At 65.4% G+C, this 18,078-nt stretch carries 1 protein-coding gene (only partly in view); it reads right to left on the bottom strand.

This entire window lies inside a single protein-coding gene on the bottom strand: locus tag AB0F41_RS09335, encoding a helix-turn-helix domain-containing protein (protein ID WP_357422288.1). The 68,157-nt coding sequence extends 18,370 nt beyond the window's left edge and 31,709 nt beyond its right edge, so the window shows coding positions 31,710–49,787, spanning codon 10,570 (partial) through codon 16,596 (partial); reading right to left, the first codon wholly in view occupies positions 18,075–18,077. Both codon boundaries (start and stop) fall beyond the window edges.

The following is an 18,078-nucleotide window of genomic DNA, read 5'->3' as shown; positions in this document are numbered from 1 at the left end:
CCCTGTGCGAGGCGATCGAGAATCCGTCCACGTGTGCTGACATCGAGACCGGCGACAAGCGACCGGAAGTCGCTCAGCTGGTCGGGCAGAAATCGACGAACTATCTCCTCGGCCAACTTCGTCGGAAGTTGAAGTACCTCGAAGATCTTCTTCCAGTTCTGCGGAGTGGATTTGCCCTTACGCTTCTCGACCTTCCAGTTGGTGTCTTTCGGGAGGTCCGCGGCGATATCGAGTTGGTACCCACTGGTGAACCCTGCGGCCCGTCGAAGGTCGGGGAGCAGGCTCGCAATGTCGGGGTAGTGGTTGAGCCCGGGCCGGAAACTTTCCTCGGCAAGGTCCTCGGAGTCGGGCAGCAGGGCGATCAGTCTGTCGATGGTGACCTCGTCGGCGCCAACGGATTCCCCGCCTTTCGAAAGTAGACTGACAGCCCCCTCGACGGCACGCGGTGGGGCGGCGACCAGGCGGTCCCACCCGGGGCGGCCGGCGAGTATCGGGGCGAGGTCATGAAGCACCTCGAGCTTCTTGACATGCGCTTTGAACGTGACCGGCGCCGCGGCTTGGAGAATGCCCTGGTACTCGTCGGCGAGATCGGTATCGGTGAGTTCGCGATCGTCCGCACCCGGGTGAGACTGGCGCAGGGCGGTCTCTGCGTGGCGAAGGATGACCGTAGTCAGGATGTGCGCTGTCCACAGATCGCTATCGGAAGGATCGGCATCCGACACGTGATCCGGAAGAGCCTCGACACGGTCCAGAGTTTGCTGGTACACCCGGGGGTGAAAATACCGATTCAGCGCCAGCACAGCTTCGGGATCGAGGCCGGGTTCACGGCGGCCACCCTGGACGTAGGGGCCTGGGCGGTGGGCTCGGTGTTCTTCTGGTGACTGCGGGTGGGGTGTGTTATCGAAGGGGTCGGTGGCGTCGTCGTCGGCGTCGAGGAGGGGGTGGAGGGGGTGGCCGTCGGGATTTATCCCGATACCGTGGATGAGATCGCTAACGGGGTCGAACGGGGGCGGGCCGAACTCTTTCGGTTCGTAGGTGGCCGGGTCGAAGTCTTCGGGTTCGTAGGTGGCGGGGTCGAATTCGGTGTCCGAGGTGGGTTCGATGAGGCGGAGGGTGCCGTGATCGTTGACCACGAAGACGGCGTGAGCGGTGGGTTCTCCGGTGGCATTGTGGCGCGGGGTGATGGTGATCCACATACCGCGGCCGTGGCCGAGGCGCCCGTCGGGGGTGGGGTCGTTCTCGACGGGCTCACTCAACGCGCCGGCGACAGCGCGCAGGCCGTCGCGGCCGTTCCCTTGGAAGATATTGTGCCCCTGCGCCATCCAGGACATGGCCTGGACGGGCACACCTCCGTCGCCGATGGGATCGTGGAACAGGGGTGCGGGGAGGCTGTCGTCCAGCTCACCGTCGGTGGTCACGTGGCTGTGGATGACCGGCGCGGCGACACCGTGCCTGGAATACCAGGCATTGGTGGCCGCGGCCGATCGTGCCACACAGTTGGCGTCGACGGTCTCTGCGGTGCGGCCCCGGTCGTCCGGACGGGCGCCACCGTCCTCGCCGGGGTCCCCGGGATCGTCCGGCACCGGACGCATTTCCGGGGGTAGCTCCCTGGCCGACCGATAGACGGCCGGCTTGCGTCGCGAGGCGACCTCCACAAAGCCCTCAGCGATCAACTTCTCCAGGTCCCATCGGACCGAATACTTCGGCATGCCAAGTGCCGACTCCAGTTCGGGCATGTTCATCGGACGTTCCGTCAGGAGCTGGGCGACCCGCACCTGCCGGTATGTCAAGGGCCCGTCGGTCGACAGTGCACGTCCGCCGGCGATTACCGGTGGCTTGTTCGGGGCGGCCGGCAGGAGGCGGTAGCGAGCCGGCGCCGAGTCCGCTACCGGCTCCACGATCCTGAGAGTCTGCAGCATTTGGATCGCATTGCGGACTCTCTGGTGCGCCCCGCGGGTCAGGTACGAAAGATCCGAGAGAGAACACTCTCCCCGCTCGTCCAAGACCGCGACGATTCGATTCTGCATATCGGTGAGTAGCGGAGCACTGGGCTCCGACACCATTTCCCGGCCGGTGCGTCCCTTCTCCGGGACGATATCCGAGCCGGATTCGAACAGGTGGTCCGCCGCTTCCCACTCGGCCTCGGGTATATCGAGAGCCCGGTACAGGGATCTGCGAAACTCCGGGTTGTCGGCGTGCCTACTGCTGCCGAGTTCCAGCCTCCGGATCGCGGTCGCGGTGACACCGAGGATATCCGCGAGTTCCTGCGGAGACATCGGTCGCGAACCATCGCTGGGCGACCGAGCCTCCCAGCGCCGAACGGCGATATAGCTGTGGAAGGTGGTGTGGGCCGCGGCAGCCGTACTGAACGAATCCGGTTGTCCATCCATCAATTGCCACGCGATCGGATTCCACAGTGGACGCGGCAACGACACGAGCTCGAATATTCCGGCGACAACGTCGATCGGACCGTGGCTCTTGGTCACGAGCGAGTGGGTCGCATTCGCCCGGAAACCGGCCAGCTGATCCACCTCGATATGGCTGGTGAATCCACCGGCCCGGAGCAGGTCGGCGATGAGGGTCCCCAGGTCGGTGTAGGCAAGTCGATCATTGTGGAGGCTTCGCCGCGTGCGCCCGATGCTCCGGATGTGCTGGAGCAGCTCTTCGAGCTGTCGCACATTCAAGCCGTCACCGCGTCGAATGGTTAGCCTGTCGACAGCCTGCGCCACCACATGGGGCGGGGCGCTCTCGATACGCGCGCGGAGATCTTCCCGACCCGCAAGCGCCGGACCGCTGTCGCGCAGCAGGCGCGCCTTCAGGGTGGCCGCCGCCGGGGTGGTCCTCATGGCCTCGGCGCGGGCGGCCTCGAAGTCCGATTCCGGGTCCGCACCGAGATCTCGGCCGAGAACGGCATCGAGGGCGCTGTGCAGGGTGTCGACGGTGAGGACGTAGGTGAGCCACGGATCGCCCCCGGGGTTCGTGCGCTCCAACTTCCCGTAGATCTCCGGGATGAAGTGGCTCCGCAACCGGGCGCCGGCGAGCTGATCGCCCTCATGCGCCACCCGCACCAGATCGCGCACCTCGACGGGCGGCTTTCCCTGTCCACCGGAGGAATCTTCCGGGTCGTCCGGCGGTGGGTCCACGCCGTGGTCGTGGGCGGAGCCGGGCCGGATTTCGGAGTCGTTCTCCGGCGGCTCACCGCTGCGGCCCGCACCCGAACGCATCGCACCGAATCGGTCCGCATAGTCCTCGCGCTCGCCACGCATCAGTCCGAGACCGGTCATCGTCATCAGCCCGTATTCCCAATCCGAATGCCCGCTCCTGAGGCGCGAATTGGCGCGGTTGTGCCGCTCGTCCCATGACTCATCCGGGTATTCCTCGGCGAACGCTATTTCGCCGATTTCGTGCTCGATCAGGCGAATATCACTGGCCTTCAGCACGGCAGGATCGACCTCGTCGGAGTTCCAGTCACCGGCGACCATTCGGAAAATGGCCTCGGCGATCTGGAAATCGCAGTCGAAATGAGCGTAGTAGCCGCTACCGTCAGCGGTGCGGAACCAGTGCTCGTCCACGAAAATGTAGGTCAGAACCTGCTTGATCTCAACAAGCGTGAACGGGGGCTGCCCCTCCTTACGTTTCACGGTCTCGAGATTTCGAACAATTTCTCGGATTTCGCCTTCCGGGCTACCCGCCATCCAGAAACGGATCAGCCGGTACTGTTCTTCGGCCCATGCGTACCACAGCGACGGATCCGATGGCTTCTTGCTGATCACATCCGCAAGAAGCCCGACATCGGACGAACCCAATTCTGCGGTATCCGGCGTCCACTCCACATCGGCGGACCGCGCCCGCGCCGATGCCTCCTCGGCCGCTGCAGTATCGGCCGGGAGACCGGGATCAAACGAATCCGTTTGCCCTGGGCCGAATCTTGCAACAACTTCGGCCCGGTCCTCCGGCTTCACTAGCTCCTCGAGCAGAGAAGCAAACCAGAATCCGAACTCCTTCGGCTTCCACACCTGCGTGGACTGCGCGACTCGGATCGACCAGACAGGGAGGCCCGTCAGACTCGCCAGTTCTTGCTGCGAGAGTTCTTGGTCGAGACGGCACGCAAGAAAGTAGCTGCTGAGACTCTCGTGCGCGCTGGGTTTCGTGCTGAAGGATTCCAATCCATCAATGAATCTCCGTGCGAAAAGATTCCGATCCGATTCCGGGACACCTATCGCGAGCAGAATTTTCCGCCATTGCCGAAGAGTTATACTATTGCTGCCCCGTACCGCAGCCGCTACTACGGATTCCGCTATATCGGAGTCGTCGATCGAGTCAGCGAGGTCCTCCTCGGACCATCCCTTGGCGTGGAGAAGAGCGATAAGGTAGTCGCCGGGCCGATCGTGTGCTGCCACCTCTGTGCCGCGCGCCTCGGGACCAGCGGATTCGGCGGCGCGGACGCCGGGCGACGGTTCGGCCAGGCCGGGCGTAGCCGTCCACTTTCCATCCGCGCGACCCACCACGAGGTTGCGGCGTTCCAAGCTTTTCAGCGCTTTCAGAGCTGCGTTACCCGTGACGCCGACCAGCTCCGCCACCTTCTTACTACGCTTCGGTCTACCGACCAAGGCCTGAAGAACCCTCTCCTCGAAAGGAGTCGGGTTCCGGTCGGCCGCTTCGGCCTCGTATCCGGGTGGCCCCGATACGGCGCCGCCCGGCTTCGGTGTCGCGCCGGCGGGTCCGGAGTCGTCGGCACCCGAACGGATCGGGCCGAAGGTGGCCAAACCCAGCTCGCGGTCATCGCGTTGCTGAACAGACAGTCCGGCGATCCAATTCGACCCGTTGTCCGGAAGCCTCTTCTCTGCGCGGACGTGGATATCCCGCCAAGGCTCGACGGGAGGCGCGAGCTGGTCTGTACGTGGGTCGGACTCGATCTCGAACAGTTCGTGCTCGAGCAATACTCCCGTGTGCGGGCTCCAGCGCCCTGCGATGAGCTCGTACAACGCTTCGAGGAGCTGGAAATCCGGGTCGAGATGGTCCTCGTAGAGTTCTCCGGAATCGTCGTGTAGCAGGTGTTGCGACAGGAATATGTGGGTGAGGATGCTCGAGATCTGCTCGTGGGTGTACGCGGTGCCGTCGTAGCGTATGGCCCCGGCCTCGGTGAGGGTGCCTACGATCGCGTCGATATCGGTCCGGTCGCCCGGGGTTGCGCGCAGCCGAGCCCGGATGAGCTCGTACTGCCTTGCGGCCCAGGCCTGCCACAGGTAGGGCTCGTCCGGTTTCACACGGTCGTCGAGTGCGAGCTCGAGCCATCCCCGCTGTGGCGGTGGCGGGGCGCCGGGGCGGGACAACAGTTCGGCCAGTTCCGATCCGGCCGCTCGGACCGCGTCGGCATCTCCCCGGAGATACGCTGCATCGGCCTGGGCTCGAAGGGAATAGCAGGACAGCCAGTGGGCACCGGTTTCGACTGAACCGGTCAGGTGGGTTTCTGCCAGCGTGCGGCGATACCCGATCTCGACAGACGCTGCGCTGGAACGTATCTCGTGCGCCGCGGCCATGGCCTGATCACGGAGGGACTTCCCCGGACGGGGGCCGATGCGGTCGTCGTTCACGCGGCTGTCGGCCAGGGCCAGCAGATAGTCGATTCCGGCACGGCAGGCACGCTGATAGGTCTCGTACACCTTGTGCCGCCGGGCAATCGATATCAGCGGATCCCGCGCGGGATCGGCACAGAACTGTTCGGCCTTTCCGGCCGCGAAACTCAGTTTGCCGAGTATCTTCACGAGCGGATCTATGATCCGGTCCCGACCGGCGCTTTCGGCGACGTCACCGATTCGGATCTCCACGCCGATGTCCAGCACCGTGCGCAGGGCGTCGTTCATACGGGTGGTGGTGAATTCCGACACCGCGCCCGCCACGTCGTCGGTCACGCTACCGGGTTCGATGCCCGGCATGTCCACGAGCGTGCCGAGATCCCCTCCGGCCAGTATCACCTCGGCGCGCAGCCGCAGCATCTCCTGTTCGGCGGCGAGATACTCGAAGTGGGCGTGGGCGGTGTCGATCCGATACTTCGCTATCCGATCGCCCATCAGACGGTCGGCGAGTCCGCTACCGAGGCGGTCGGCCTCGCCGGTCAAGTGCTGCTGGATGATCCCCGCCAGAGCGGGAATACCCTGCTGTCCCCCGTGCTTCGCTCCCGTTTCGCCGGCGATCCGACGCAACGTCTCCTCCGCCGCTGCCTTCCGGGACTCGGCCGCCGCGAACGCGTCCAGCCAGGCGGAGCGGAACTTGCCCATCGCCTGTCCGGAATCGCGGCCCAGCCGCCCGAGTTCGGCCGCTTCGGCAAGATGGTAGTCGCGCTCGGCGCGGGCGGCCCGGCGACCGACCTCGTCGCTCAGGGCGCGTCGGTACTGTTCGGTGCGAGCGGTCCAGTCGGGTGGGGTTCTCTCGTCCGGGCTGTCGTCCGCTTCCCCGCGCAGTGGCCGGATCGCTCGCCAATCCGCCAGCCGCGACATCAGCTCGGACAGGGTCCCCGAATCGTCCAGCGTGAGAGCCGCGGCGATCTCCCGCAGATCGCCGAGGGCCAGGCCGCGACGCAGGGCGGCCACCGCGACCGCCTCCTGCTCCAAGGACTCCACCTCGTCGAGCGAGGAGCGCAACACCCGCCGATCCAGGCTCCACTCCGCATCTGACTGGGGGAGGTCACCCTCGGAACCCTCGGCCATCGGGCGGGCGAGATCGGCCCATCCTCGGTGGTATTCGATCGCGGCATCCAGCATCGCCTGGCGGATCGCATACAGCACCGCAGGCCTGCGCAGAGAGTAGTCCCCGTGGAACGTGGCCGCCGAGTCGTCCAGGGCTTTCTCGATCTCCGACCGGAGGACAATCATGTTGTCGCGCAGCGATTCCGGCTGGTCGGGCTCCGGATGCATCAGATCCAGGCGTTGCATCTGGTCAGCTGTCCGCAGCAGGTGGCGACGGGCACCCTCGAGCCGTTGCCAGGCCACCTGCCGGGCGAGCTCGCGCACCTCGCCCAGCGCGGCCTCGGCCGCGACGAGCGCCGCACCGTCACCGCGCATCCTGGCCGATTCCGCCTCGGCTGTCGCGGATTCGAGTGCCGCAGCGATGGCCGTCCGGCGTACCCGGCGCAGATCGGCGAGCCTGCGCTGGGTCCGCAGTTCGATCGAGCCGGTGGGGATTTCCACCTGGGGATCAGCCAGGTCGCGCAGTTCCTCGACTACCCAGGCCTCGCAGTAGTCGATATGCCGGCTCACCTCGTCGACGAAGCTTTCCACCTCGGACGGTTCGGCTGAGTCGTGCTCGACTCCCAGTTCCCGGGCTCGGCGTACGCTCGCACGGTAGGCGTCCAGTCCTCCCTGCCGATGGGCGTTCTGGATTTCCTCGTCCGCCGCGGCTACCGCCGCGGCCGCATCGTCGGCGCGGAAATTCGGTTCCGCCGCGGGATCGACGGTGCCACCGGTTTCACCGATCGCGGCACCGGCGACCGCATCACCCGATTCGACAGCCGCTCCGGCCTCCGGCACATAGCTCGCGGGGCGGCGGAAATATACCTCGGCGTAGATTCGTTCGCCTGCGGCGTATCCGGGCCGGACATCGGAAACCCGCACCTCGGTGAACCCGTGCTCGGCGACGATCCGGCCGGTAGCGGTCATGGCCGCGGCCTCCGCCTCGGAGAAGCCGTCCTGCACCGCGGCGTTGAAAGTGTCCAAGTCGTCGAACAAACCGCTGTCCGCCGTCCACTGCCCACGCACCACAACCACCTGGTCGCCGAGCGCCCGCATGAGATCGGCGAACATCACCCGGCCGTTGGGGGTCCGATCTCCGGCCACCATACGGAGTGACAACTCGCCGTTCTGATTCACCGCACCGAAGATGCCGTACGCCGCATCGCCACCGTAATTGTTGGCGTACACCGACGGTATTCCGGGCCCGCGCCCGGATTCGATTCTCCGCGCCGGGCCGTGAGAGGCGTCCCATTCGGCGTCGTGCAGTTCTTCGTGAGTGTGTCCACCCTGCACCGGCCGGTGACCGGCGATGAACTGCATGATCAGCGCATGGGCGGCGCCGTCACGCCGTCGTGGCAGTGCCCGCGGATCCGCACCGGAGCCGGCGAGCTCCGGATTCATCCGTACGGTCTCCCGTTCGAACCATTCCGCGTGCTCCCGGACCCGGGATTCCTGCGGGGTCATCGATGGTGGCGGGCCGGGCAACCGACCGATCCTCGCCGCCTGCCGCAGTTCGGCCAGGACGGTGAATTCCCGGTGGAGCGCCCAGCCATCGATATCGAGCATCTCGGCGTTGTACCGGGCGCGGCCGCCCGCACCACGATACCGATCCCGATCCTGATTCAGCGGGCCCCCGGCCTTGGCGCGATCACCTGCTCGTTCGGCATGAACGGCGCAGCCCGCGACACGCGCCGCCGCTTCGATATACCCGGCGCCGGCATCCACGACGATCCGGTTCAGGCCGGGGTCGAAACGCACTCCCGGCTCGGAGTCCACGACAATCCGCACACCCCGTTCCCGCAGGGTGGCCAGTGCCCGGCTACCGGAGTCGGTCAGCTCCAGCAGCGTCTCGAGCACCGAAACCCGGGATTCGACGGCCTCGGGCACCATATTCTGTGGTTGGACGCCGTTCACCCGAGTCGGCCGGGCGACGTCGAATTCACCGGCCCGGCGCTCTATCACACCGTCTTCGGATACGGTGACGGTGAAATACCGGACCTGCGCACCGGAATGGTTCAGGATCTCGGCCAGGCCAGGGGTCGAACGCACTACCTGTTCGTGCTCGCCCTGGGCGGCCACCACCAGAATCTCGTTGTCTTCCAGGACCGCGATTCGATCCCCGAACAACCGGACCGCGCCGGATTCGCCGGCGATGAGATCGTCGCGGAATTGCCTGGCCGCCGCGACGTCCAGTTCCGACCACCGTGTCCAGACCCGCGCCGCGGAATTGGTCTCCTGGTCGAGGAGATCACTGATGCGCCGCAGGTCGTGCTCCAGCCGCCGTAATGACACCACATGACCTGAAGAAGCGGTATGCCAGTCGTTTTCGCCCTTCCGGAGTTCGCTGCCGACAATTCTCAGCAGACCGTTGATCGGCTTCCGCCACCGATTCCAGCCCGGCTCCCCGTGATACATATCCAGTAGCGCCAGCGCCACCGTGAGATCGAACTCCCGGCCGTCCAGCCATTCCCGCCCCTCCGGCGTGAGCTCTTCCCCGGCGAGGGCGGTGGTCGTTTCGGTCCAGCGCGCGGACAGTTCGAATCGGGCGGCCACGGCATTCCGCTCCGGGTCCGGCAGCGTTCCCCCGGCCAATTCCGCTACATAGGCCAGCAATGCTTGGGTGGCTCGAGTCAACTCCGCAGCGTGGGTGCGCTGCTGCGCTCCGGCGGCGCGCAGGCGGGCCGCCGCGGCCCGGAAGTGCCCGGCGACCTTCTCGTCCGCCGGGACATAGTAGGTACCCGTACGGACCGACCGCACCGAGTTCCAGTGCTCGCCGTGCCGCTGACTGCCGGTCCGGCCGAGATCCTCGGCGCGGCCCAGCCGTGTGGCCAGGTGTTCTACCGCGATCCGATGTGCCTCGTGGCGAGCTGAATCCGGCTCCTGCGCTTTCAGCGCCGTGAACGCGCGTTCGAACGAGATCCGATACAGGTCTCGGTCGGGGTCCGGTGTGAAATGCCGGTAGCCGAGTGCACGGAGCTCCTCCTCCAGCCGGTAGCGGGCGGCCGCTACCGTCGCCTCCTGCAGTAGGGCCGTCGCGACATATTCGTCGCGGTCCGCGTAGTCGTCCGGGTCGACCGTCGGCGTGTGTGGGTCGAGAGCGATCGTGGTCCGCTGGACTTCACCGGCAATCTCCAGCACCCATTCGACCGGGTCGGGTACAGCGGTGACATTGTGCGGCATTCCGTGCTCTTCGAAGAATTCCAGGATCTCCCGGCCGGAGCGGGTGCGGCGCAATAATTCCATCGCGCCGAACGGGAATTCGATCCGATAGGGCCCGAACCAAGCGGTGCGGAACAGAGCGGCCTCGGCGGTGCGGGGCATACCGGTGGCTTCGTGTTCGACGGCGGGTGCGAAGAACCGCCACGGTTGCCCGGAAGCGAGCGAGCTCGCCGCGGCGCCCCCATGCTGTTCCTCGTCATCCGGAACCTGTCGCGCCGCGGTCGAATCGCCACGCAGCTGAGCCACATCCCATTGGACGAGTTGATCGCGGACCTCGAGTCGATCCAGCAGACGCTGGGCCTGATCGTCCGGATTCGATATCAGCCAGTGGCGGATATCATCGACCAGGTCGGCCTCCGCGAGGTTGTCGAGATCCCACAGCGTGTAGTCGAAATCCACGCCGTGCCGATCACCCAGCCGTAGCCATTCCTCGCGCGCGACGGTGCCGAATTCGACACCGAGCCTCCCACCGAGCCGCAGCAGTTGTTCACGCACAGCGTTCCGACGGGACTCGGCAGCGTCCTTCGCAGCGGCCGTCAACCGGCGGACCTGGGCCATCGCCGCTTCGAAAGGCGAATGCACACCTGGTTCGGGGTGTTCGGTGTCGGTCACCTGCGCACCGGCGCGGGCCCAGGCATGATCGGCGAGGACCCGGTCCAGAGCCCAGCCGATCCGCTCCAGTTCCTCGTCGAGCGTGTCCGCATCCAGCGCCCCGGACTCGTCCCGGCGTACCCCGTCGAGCAGGTTGTCGCGGCGCACCTCGAACCAGTTGCGGATCCGGGCGACCGCCGCACGTACTTCCTCCGCCTCGGCCTCCGGTTCGGGTAGGTGACCTGCCGGGTAACCGATACTCACCGCGAGAGTGTTGAGCGCGCGGACGACGGCCGCCGCACGTTCGGTGGCCGCGATCTGAATCTGCCCGTCGACCCATTCCCGGTGGCCGGAAACCGCGGAGTCACCCGCGGCCGACTGGGCAGCGTCGGGGTTGCGAGCGGCGGCCAGCTCCGCGGTGAGACGGTTTGAGGTCTCGGTGGCGGCGGTGTATTCGGAGAACTGGACGAGGACCTCCAGGCGGCGGTTCAGGACCCGGTCCAGTTCCGCCTGCTCCGTGCGATGGGCAGCGCGAGTGCCGGCCAGTTCCGCGATCCGCCAGGTCTCGTCCGGATCGCCGGATCCACCGGTGAGGGTTGCGCGCAGGCGGCGAGCCTCGGTGTCGAGCACCTCCAGGATCTCGGAGGTACGGATTCGTACCCGGTCGATATCGCCGAGGTCAGCAGTCGACGCCAGTCCGGCATCGGCCGCGTGATCGCGCAGGAGTTTCCGCGCCGCATTCCGCCGAGACTGCATCAGCGTCCGCGACTCGGCCCAGGTCGCGGAGTAGTCCCGCATCACACCGTTCCACTGGTGCAGCACACCACGGCGTGTCTGTTTCACGTCGAGCTCAGCAGGGTGATTCGGGTCCTGTTCCGCATGGTCGTCGGGGTCGTGCTCACGCCAGTGGGCCCACGCCGTATCGGCCTGCGCCAGCAGATAACGGCGATACGCCTCCCTGATGCGCTGCTGCAGCTCATTTTCCTGGGCGGTGTAGAACAGCGTTGTGCGTTTTTTCCACGCGGGCAGGTGCGGAATGCTGTCATCATCAGCGGATTCGGCTGCGGACGAACCGGATTCATCCCCCGGCACATCATCCGCCGGTAGCCGCTCCCCGCCCCGAATCGCAGCGATGAAGTCCCCGACCTCGGGGAAATCATCCGGGTGTATCGGTTCGTCGGTGGCGCTTTCGTCGTCGATCGGGTCCGCATCGGCGGGCGGTCCTTCGATCGTGCCGAGCAGCACCCCCATCAGCTCGTCGAAATTGTCCGGACCGAGACTGCCGTCCTCCACCTTCCGGTGGATCTCACGAAGATCGGACTCGGCCACTGTTGCGGCGAGGGCGGCAGCCTGTTCCAGCTCCTCTCGCAGATCGTCCACCGTCGCGCCGAGGGGATCGTGCGGGGTATCGACGAACCCCGACCTATCCCGGTCGAGGCCGGGCAGGCCCTCGACAGCGCGGTGGAAATCGACATATCCGCTGTGATATTCGATCGCCGCATCGAACAGCTCCCACAGGTGGGCCCTGGCTTCCGGCGCGGTGCCCGCCGGATCACGCCGCTCCAGCTGAGCCTTGGCCGCATCGACCAGCTGCTCGCCGATCAGCCGCAGTCGGTCCTGATCACTATCCGAGGACAGCAGTTCCATGGCCGCGTCGACCGGGGTCGGTGTTTCCGCGCCCACCTCGGAGCCCTGCGGATCTGCCTCCCCTTCCCGCAGCCGGCCGACGAGTGCGCAGAGCCGTTCCACACCGGCCCGGGCCCGATCCCTGGCCGCGTCCTGCCATAGCCGCTGCCAATGGCGGAATCCGGTGTCGGCGGCCTGCTCGCGGGTGGCGCCGTCCCAGATCTCCAGCTGTAGTTCGGCGGAGTAGTACGCCGCCATCGCCTCGATGGTCCTGCGGCGCCACCGCAGCGTGTCGTACAGGTCGCCGCGGACCTTTCGGTGTACCCAGCCATCTACCGTGTCCAAGCCGTCATCGGCGACCGTGGAGATATCGGTGTCCGGCATCGGGGCCGCGAGCTCATCACGCCACTCTCTGATCCGCCGATCGAACTCCGCAAGCAGACGCTGTGCCGCGCCGCTCGGGTCGGCGAGCCCGTCCTCGGCGCCCCGGAGGTCTATTCCGAGGAAATCCGCGGCATCGTCCAGTACCTGCACGGCGTATCGCTGCCGGTTCCGCTCCAGGAACAGTTTGAGGGCATCCAGCAGATCATGTTCGGCGGCGAGTGGGATATCCGGGCTTTCGGGATCATCGGGCTCGACCGGGCCGGTGACGTCGTCCGACTCCGGCCCCGGCTCGGACTCCGAAGCCTCTCCGCCGCCTGCGCCGGACTGCAGTCGGTAGCCACGTGCCTCATCGGCTTCGAGCCGTTGTGCCGCCATATCGGCAGGAAGGCGACCGTCCCAGTCGAATCGCGCCTTCGCGGCGTTGTGGCGAGACTTATGATCACCCCGTCCACCCCGCTCCACCAAATCGTGTTCTATCAGGCAGATATCACTGGCACGCACCTCATCCGAGATCCATTCACCCGTGACCAGGCGAAGGATCGCCGCCATGATCTGGAAATCGGCATCGAAACGACGTCGGGTGATCTCGCCGGTGGTCTCATCGGTCAGATCATGCTCATCCACGAACAAGTAACGCAGCATCGGAACGAGTTCGGACTCGACATCGAACCCGACACGGCCCCATTCCCGTTCAGTCCTGGACAGGGTGTGCCCGATGGCCTCGGCCATACCGCGCGGGTCGCGCTCCAACTCCCTACGGACTACGCCGTACAGGGTGTTCGCCCACTCATCGCGCCGGTCTATTTCCGCCGGTGCCCTCAGCTCGTAGCCGGTTTCGATCTCACCGGACAGCACCGAATCGGCAATGCCTTCGAGCCACTGCCGCATCCGAATACCGTCCGGGGCCTCGTGGATGCGGGTGGAAGCGGTGAATTGTATCGCTGCCCACGCTTGCTCGACGTCTGTTAGAGAACCCGTGAGACGATAGCGAATATCACCTTCGAAGCGTCGCAATTGCTGGTTCAGAATGACTGTATTACCCAAGTGCGCAGCCGTTTCAACAAGCTCCACGGCCGATCCATCCCTGAGCAACGCATCCGCCGCTACAACCTGAGCTTCGGTGAAACCGAGATCGGGATGGGCGTAAAATTTCTGCAGGAATGCGGCAGTCGGCACCCCCACATCGGCCGCGATCCCCACGAGTGCGCGACGGGAAATGCCGAAACGCTCGGCAAAACCTCGCCATGTCAGCCCCATACGATGACAACCGGCAGTGAGGACACTGAAGATTCTGGAATGCTTCGCAGGATCGATATCGAACGAATCGAGCCGTCCCGCCAAAAATATCAGAGCAGCATGATCCGAATCCTCGCCGTAAATGTCGAGGCCGGCCACCAGTCTGAACAGACTGTCACCGAGACGTTCTCGCCGGGAAGAACTGGTCTCCGCTCTCGACAGGGTCCCATCAGAAACTTCGGCGATACTCGCGAGCTCAATCTGTGACAGTCCCTTGATGATACGGCGGGCGACAAGGTAGCTGCTCAGAGCGCGATGCTTCTTCGGTTGTGTGCTGAACGAATCCAACTCCTCGAGGAACTCTTGCGCAAAGAGATCCCGATACCAACCCGGAACACCGAGTCCCCCGAACAATTTCCACCATATCTCCGGCGAGGTTCCACGCCCACCGTGCTCTGCCCGGCGAATCGAGTTGTGACCGACCTGGGCGTCTGCGGCGAGTTGCGGCACATTCATCCCAGTGGTCTCGCGGTAGAATTTCAGCCATCGGCCGGGATGCCCCGTGAATCGCAGATCGATGACGGCAAATAGCCACTCTTGTACCGGAACATCGTCCGAGGCATCCAGGACCCGAGCGCGAATCTCCGATCGCAGGTTTTCGATGACGCTCTCGTCATGCGATTTCACATGCAAGTGAACGCGCTCACGGACGGCCTCGTCGAACTGTCGCAACTGATGGTCGAAATTGTTCGTAAGATGGATATTATCCCCTCGCGCAGCCGCTTTCAGGGAAGCAATCCGCGGCTCGGCACCCTGCCCTACCTCGTGGTCGGGCTCGGCCATTGCCTTGTCCGCTGTACCGGATACGTTGTCCCATTGATCGGTCAGAAGTGCGTCGGCCACGTTCCCGAGCCGATCCTGAGCCAAGCTATAGACGTGAGGCCGAACGGTATCGTTGTTCACCTGTACGGCACCGCTGTCTCGCAATTCCGTAAGTGTTCGATCCACCGTTGCGCTGGATAGTCCGAGCAACTCCTCCAACTGCCGCGCGGTGAACGTTCCTTGTGTGAGGCAATCGAGAATCCGTCCGCGTATACTGTTAAAAGCACCGGAAATATGCAACCGGAAAACACTCAGCTGTTCGGGAAGAAATCGACGAACTATCTCGTCGGCCAACTCCGGCGGAAGGTGGAGCACCTCGAAGATCTTTTTCCAATTCTCCGGAGTAGCCTTACTGCCGTGTTTCTCGACCCTCCGGATTGTTTCTTTGGTGAGGCCCGCGGCTATATCTAGTTGATGAGCACTGGTGAACCCGGCGACCAATCGAAGGTCGAGGAGCAGGCCCGCTATGTCGTGGTAGTCGTCGAGGCGGCGGACCGGGTTGCGCAGAATTGTCGGGACCGACAGCGCCCTCAGTAGGGTACTGGAGGTCGACACGTCGAAAAATCCCGACTGCCCCTCGCCTAGACGAAGCTTCTCGAGGGTAGCCGCGTTCGACGGTGTGGTGAGCGCGCGGAAATACGCGCGCCGGTCTTCAGGCCCGCTGCGCGCGAGTTCCTCGACGACCCCGGCCAGAGACGGCGCCCGCGTACGATCGACCAGCCCGTGCAGATGAGGTAGCGACTCGGCATGAGCCAGCAGCTGCGGCCTGATGATGACGTGACCGGTGAAGGCATCCGTCGTGGCCCTGTCCAGGATTTTGCGAAAGCGGCCGACCTGCTGTCCATCATCCTCAGGCCCCTCAGGGGTATTGCGCCAGGTTTGCTGGGCATGAGCCAGGGCCTCCGCGGTAATTGTGTGCGCAACCCAGGAATCGCTCTCCACCGGCCCGAACCACGGGCGCGTCGCGCGCAGCCGACCCAGTTCGGCCAGCACCCTGTCGTGGATGCCGGGACCGAGTATGCGACGCAGTTCGCCCGCGGCAATCGCGAACTCGCTGCCGCCACCTCGGGCGCGGCGTAGGAGATCGGGGGCAAGGGCCGGCTCGGGCACCCCCGAAGCGACCTCGGCTAGGCCTGGATCATCCCCTTCGCCGGCCACTCCCCGTCGGTCCGATGCCGGCCCATGATCCGGGCCGCTGTCGAGGCCACCATCCCGTGTGAGGCCCCGTTCTGGTCCTCGAAGTGCTTTGTCCCCTTGTCGATGGTCAGGCGCTGGTCCATCGCCTCGGTCCCCCCGAACCGATACTCGATCTCCTCCGGACCATCCTGAACCAGGCCGTAATACACCAGCAGTGCCATCAGTCTCTCCTTCGTCCTCAGCAGCGTCCCGTGTGGGCGCTACGCCTGAATTACCCCGTTCTCCCGCCAGGGCGGAATCACTCTTTCCCAGAACATTTTCCGGACTGTCGCCCAAGGCCACTGCCTCGGCTTCGAATGCCACGGACGGCTCGGTCGGCCCCGAATGATCCTCCGGCGGGTGATCGTCCACTTCACGGGGATTCTCCGGGCTCATTGCCGAATCGGAAACACTACCGCTGACATCCGGGCCCGGGCGGGGGGCGCGGGTTTGCGGTGGGGATTCGAGGGGAGTGTCGTAGTCGTAGACCACGGGGGCGACCGGGTCGCCCTGGGCGCCGAATTCTATGCCGTGGACAAGCCAGGGGGCGGGTTCGTACGTGGTGGGATCGAATTCGGTATCGGTGTCGGAGGCCGGGTCGATGAGGCGGAGGGTGCCGTGTTCGTTGACGACGAAGAACGCGTGGGCGGTGGCGCTGTTGTGGGGTGTTGTGGTGACCCACATGCCGCGGCCGTGACCGGCGCGGCCCGCGGCGGAAGCGTCTCCCTCGATCGGGCGGTTCAGCATGTCGGCGACGGCCTGTAGTCCCGAGCGGAGTCGGCCACGGAAAACATTGTGTCCCCCGGCCATCTGGGACATCACCTGTACCGGGACCACGTCGTCGATATCGTGCCCGGGCAGCAGCGGGGCGGCGGCCGGGTCTTCGGGGTGGCTGTGAACGACCGGCGGCCGGCCCTCGCGGTGGGGGGCGTACCAGGTGTTGATCGCTCCGCCGGACTGCCGCACACATCCACCGGCCACGGTTCGCGGTTGCCCTCGGCCATCCGGACCATCGACCTCGGCTATGCCTGAGTCCTGCGGAAGAACGGCAGCGGTGGCACCGGAATCACCCTTTCCCAGGCCTCTTTCCGGGCTGTGGCCCGAGCCCACTCGCTCGGCCTCGAATGCCATGGACAGTTCGAGCGGACCCGGATAGCCCTCCGGGGTGTAGTCGTCCAGTTCGGCGGGGTCGTCCATGTTCATAGCCAGATAAGGAAGTTCGCGGATGGCCGCGAAGTCCGCTGCTGCACTGAAGAACTCGTGGGCGAGACGGTTGATCTCGTCCAGTTCCGCGGTACTCCCGGAAGCCGGCCGATCGGCCGACCGGCGCCGCAACTCCCGCTCCATATCGAGGAAGTTCTCCAGCGTCTTGGGACCCGGCGGGGTCTTCTGTTCGCGCAGACCGCTTCTGATGGCCATGTCTTCCAGCGCGGTATACGCCACCCGCCCGCGGCCGATGGCGACGGCGAGTGCGGCGGTTCCCGATTTCTCGGATTCCTCCAGCGCCTGTTCCAGCAGGCTGTCGTCCTGGGAGAACGTTCCGGTGTGGCCCGCGTACGGTAGTTCCGCTCGCATACGCTCCAGATCGACCCCGACCCGGTCGATCCTGAAGTCCAGAAAGCGAATCATGAATTCGTCCAGCCCGGGGTGCCGCTGTCCTGCCAGGAAGACGGAGCGATGGGCTATGAATTCCTCGACAGCGGTCCATATCGTCCCGATATCCTGGACGGCGCGCTCGAAGGCCGGATAGTCGCCATCGGCCCGCACCAATTCGGCTTCGGCGCAATGGGTTCGAAGACGCGCCCACAATACATCGCGCTGTACGAGGTAGCGGCGTTCGTCGCGCACCCGGGCACGACGGCGCGTCCATCCGGATTCGCTCGCCGTGTCATGCGCGATCTCCTCGGCCTCCGCGAGGGACCACTCCTCGATCCGGTTCACCGGATGCGACAGTGCCTGGCCTTCGACGCCCGGTGTGCCGGGAGACAGCGACAACTCGCGGGCGATCCGCTGCACTGTCTGCACCGCAGCATCCCGCCGTCGGCGGTCCAGCGCTTTGAGCCGCGCCGAGGGCCTGGCGCTCCCCTCGGTCGGTTCTTCTTCGCGGGCCTCGTCCGATTCTTCTTCGCGGCCTCGGCCGGTTGGGTGGGCGCGCCACAGATACAGGATTTCCCTGTATACCGTGTGCCAGAACTCGGCCTGGTCGCCTGCCCTATCGTCGGTGTCGAAGCGGCGA

This window comes from Nocardia sp. NPDC024068 (assembly GCF_040638875.1).
In the GTDB taxonomy this organism is placed as follows: domain Bacteria; phylum Actinomycetota; class Actinomycetes; order Mycobacteriales; family Mycobacteriaceae; genus Nocardia.
Note: the sequence above shows the minus strand (reverse complement) of the source record. Positions and strands in the feature narration are given on the sequence as shown.